The organism is Bacteroides muris (ex Afrizal et al. 2022) (assembly GCF_004793475.1).
Taxonomy (GTDB): domain Bacteria; phylum Bacteroidota; class Bacteroidia; order Bacteroidales; family Bacteroidaceae; genus Bacteroides; species Bacteroides muris.
Window position 1 is genome coordinate 1 of the sequence record NZ_SRYZ01000092.1, and the last position, 3,391, is coordinate 3,391.

3 protein-coding genes are annotated in these 3,391 nt (G+C 30.8%); all 3 read right to left on the bottom strand.

Annotated elements, in window-relative coordinates:
- Positions 1 to 83: 83 nt before the first annotated feature.
- The 3 genes from E5355_RS18840 to E5355_RS18850 all read right to left on the bottom strand — a co-directional run bounded on the left by E5355_RS18840 (position 84) and on the right by E5355_RS18850 (position 3,129).
- Entirely contained in the window at positions 84 to 581 is a 498-nt protein-coding gene (locus E5355_RS18840; protein ID WP_136011532.1) for a hypothetical protein, read from the bottom strand.
- 146 nt (positions 582 to 727) lie between these two features.
- Positions 728 to 2,593, bottom strand: coding sequence for a hypothetical protein (locus E5355_RS18845; RefSeq protein ID WP_136011533.1), 1,866 nt, complete (start codon positions 2,591 to 2,593; stop codon positions 728 to 730).
- An 11-nt stretch (positions 2,594 to 2,604) separates the two neighbouring features.
- On the bottom strand, positions 2,605 to 3,129 hold the full coding sequence (locus E5355_RS18850) for a type II toxin-antitoxin system antitoxin SocA domain-containing protein (RefSeq protein WP_117714064.1): 525 nt from the start codon (positions 3,127 to 3,129) through the stop codon (positions 2,605 to 2,607).
- Between the last annotated feature and the right edge of the window lie 262 nt (positions 3,130 to 3,391).

Below are 3,391 nucleotides of genomic sequence, written 5' to 3' on the forward strand. Positions count from 1 at the left end.
GCGCAAAGATATGCTGGGTTGCGATGCGTGTCAAGGCGGAAAATAGAATGGTTACCTAAGTAAGACCGATGAGCATCTATTACCTAATCCCACCAAGAAAACAACTTGTAAGTTCTGATTTTATTATATAGATACCATGCCTTATATCTTCTCAATTCCTCTTTATAAATAATTTCAATATCATAATCATCTGTTGGGAAATTGAATAGGCAGAACCTTGATGCGTTTTTAGTGTTAATGTACAAATTCCTACAAGCTATTACATGTGGACTTTCTACCATTTCATACATACCGTCATCTCTACGTATAGTCTTCATTCCTGAAAATTCCAACAGCAAATTATCCTTTTCGAGCACAATATCCAATAGGCCAATGCAAAGTTGCAAGTCTCTTGCCACTATAGGCATTTTATCCGAACGCGTACACTTTTTAAAGTATTCATACATTTCTATTATTTTCTTGCGCTCTATTTCCAATAAAAACGTATAATCCCAATCAAAATCCTTTTCTAAAAGCCTGCACCACGAATTAATCTTTGCACGTTTATAGTTGGACTCAGACCTATTTCTTCTCTGTTTCATATCTAATACTATTATTATTTGTTCTTACTTTCAGATAATCATATCTGAGCTTATATCAACTTAGATATAAAAGAAAGTAGGCACTGGAATACTTTTAACTAATCATTTCTTGTATAAAAAGCCCCGACGGAAGCCAGTGCGATAGGTTATTGAACTGGCTTTATTTGTTGTAATTCTGATTTCGATTCATTGTGCAATGTGTCTATTATAGTTCCAGTTCTACCTGTCTTATCTATTGCAGACTGGCTATAACCGCACAAAGAACAAATCAATATAAAATATGATACTATCACTATTATACCAACTATAAACCGACCAGTTTTACGGTAGTGTGTCCAACTTATCCTCTGAACTAACAATGGGGATACAAATAAATACGAAAAAGCAAATAGCAATAGTAATATGCCTAGCCCAATAGTATTAGTTATTAACTGATACAGATTAAGAGTAGTATTATTTATGAAAATATTCACAATTCCAAAAAGGAAAGTAATAGCAGCTATAAATATTGCTATCGAATCATAAGCCTTTTTATCTGAAGCTTTAATATCTTCTTTTATCTGTGTTATCTCTTTCCTTTCCATTGATAAATCACAACGAAACCTCAAATACTCCTTAGTCCTATTAAATTGTTCTAATCGTTCTTTCAATGTATTATAGTTAATATATCGAGCATAAGCCGAAGGCATAAACAGCCTAATAGACCCATCGCCTACACTACACATTGACTCTTCGAATGGTAATTGAAAAGGAAAAAACTGATGAGAACTACTCCAATCATAAGCCTCTTTGTATAAAAGAATAACCCGGTTAAGTTCCTCCAATTTATCTTCTATAAGTCTATTATCAAAATCATCTTTTCCAATATGTAGTTCAATACATCTAATAATTGCTTCAATAGCCTTCTCGTATGGATGGAAATTTTTCACTCCAGTCTTTGCCTGTATATGCTCTATATGCAGCAGTTTCTCTTTTATTTGCCTCAAATTAGGTTCACATTTTTGTATATAGAAAGAAAAACAACAATTGTGCAAGAAATTAAAAATAGAATTTAAAGAAAATTTATTATATTCTTCTACTGAATTAGCCGGACTTATAAATGCTTGTGTATCTCGTCTTATTTGATAAATATTAGAAAACTGATTTAACACAAACCACATCTTGTCAATATCGGATTTGTCTGTAAAATTCTGTTTGTAATATTTCATCAATAATACAAATGATTTCAGATTAGGATTTATTCCATTAATATCAGCCAACAATTCTTCTGCTTTAGATGCTGAATTGCATTCTTCTTTTACAAATTCATCATAAGACCCAATATTCATTTCCATTGGGAATATCAACTCAACAGCAGACTCAATATTATAATAGAAAGGAGTTTTCTTTATCTTACGTATGATAAAATGACATTTTTGGAGCAGTATTGATAAAATCGCTTTTCTTTCAGCGCTACCTTCACTCATATACTCCATTAATCTATTTCTAATTATAAGTATATCCTGAAATTCATCTTCATTTGCAGGAAATTGATAATCATAGATACATAGAGGTATAACAATTTCCGAAAATAATATAAGATTATTATCTGTCGCTTCTTCTTTCTTTAACCTGTAGAATCCGTATTTATATTTATCCTCTTCTGTATTAAATTTCTTTTTCGTGGCTATTATAAAAGAATTGTAACGTTTTAAGGAATTATAGATTGAGTAATTCAAATCTCTATAACTTGACAGCAACTTGTCTACTTTTTTGTTTCTTGATTCCGAAGGAGCATATTCCACCGCTGCTGTTTTTTCCAAAAAGCGATTTAATACATCAATAAAATTAGGAGTACCAATGTATTCACCACTAATAATAGATTTGCTCAATTGAATAAAGCACACCTCAAAAAAACTGTCTATTTGAGATTTTTTATCAAACAATACATTTTCATCTTCGCCATCTGGCAACCAAGATTCAGAAAAATCTGATAAAAATTGATTATAACATTGTTCTAATATGCTATGCATTATGCGTGATTTTACTCAAAGTATTTATTTCTATCGTTCCGAATTGAATCTACAGTCATTTTATAACTTGACATATCCATTAACTTAGCAAAATTTATAGACTGCTTCCAGCTTTCCCACTTATGTGTAATTTTCACCAAATCAAAAGCGTTCAATAAGATAAGATGTCTATTTTTCATTTTCAAAGCATCAATAGCATCCTTTACAAGACTATAATCATCCACATTGTAAAGTAATGTCACATTTTCTTTTTTAGTAATAGATCTTTCAGTTATAATATAAGATGGCAGTTTTTTATCTTGAATAGCATTATATATATCACTTTCCACAGGGCCATATGGCAATGCATGAAAATTATCAAAGATATCTAATAAATCCCTAGCACCTTCTTCCTTAGGAACTGCGGTCAAAAACAGAAGTTTGAGCATAGACAATTTAGAACAGTTCTCGAATCCTTTATTCTGCTCTTTATTCTCTTCATTATACCAATTCTCAAATAAGGATAACATATAATCAAATGCATATATCTTGCTCATAGTTCTTATTTATTTCATCATAATAACGCTGTTCTTGACTAATTATTACAAATTAAGAACACGAATAGTTTGATGTATTATGCAGTATTAGCACAAAACAGCACAATTATGCTGCAAAAGTAGCGTAATTTCTCAAAAGTGAGCATTATTTAGCTAATTAATTACTCAATAATGCTGCCAAACATACATACTTTATATATAGATATTTTAAGTACATGACAAAAATTTGAAAACATCGAATTTTGGATTATAAGCCGGACGC

Bases quoted from the DNA above. Each gene is read 5' to 3' on its own strand.
- E5355_RS18850 (WP_117714064.1), bottom strand. From the start codon at position 3,129: ATGAGCAAGATATATGCATTTGATTATATGTTATCCTTATTTGAGAAT.
- E5355_RS18845 (WP_136011533.1), bottom strand. From the start codon at position 2,593: ATGCATAGCATATTAGAACAATGTTATAATCAATTTTTATCAGATTTT.
- E5355_RS18840 (WP_136011532.1), bottom strand. From the start codon at position 581: ATGAAACAGAGAAGAAATAGGTCTGAGTCCAACTATAAACGTGCAAAG.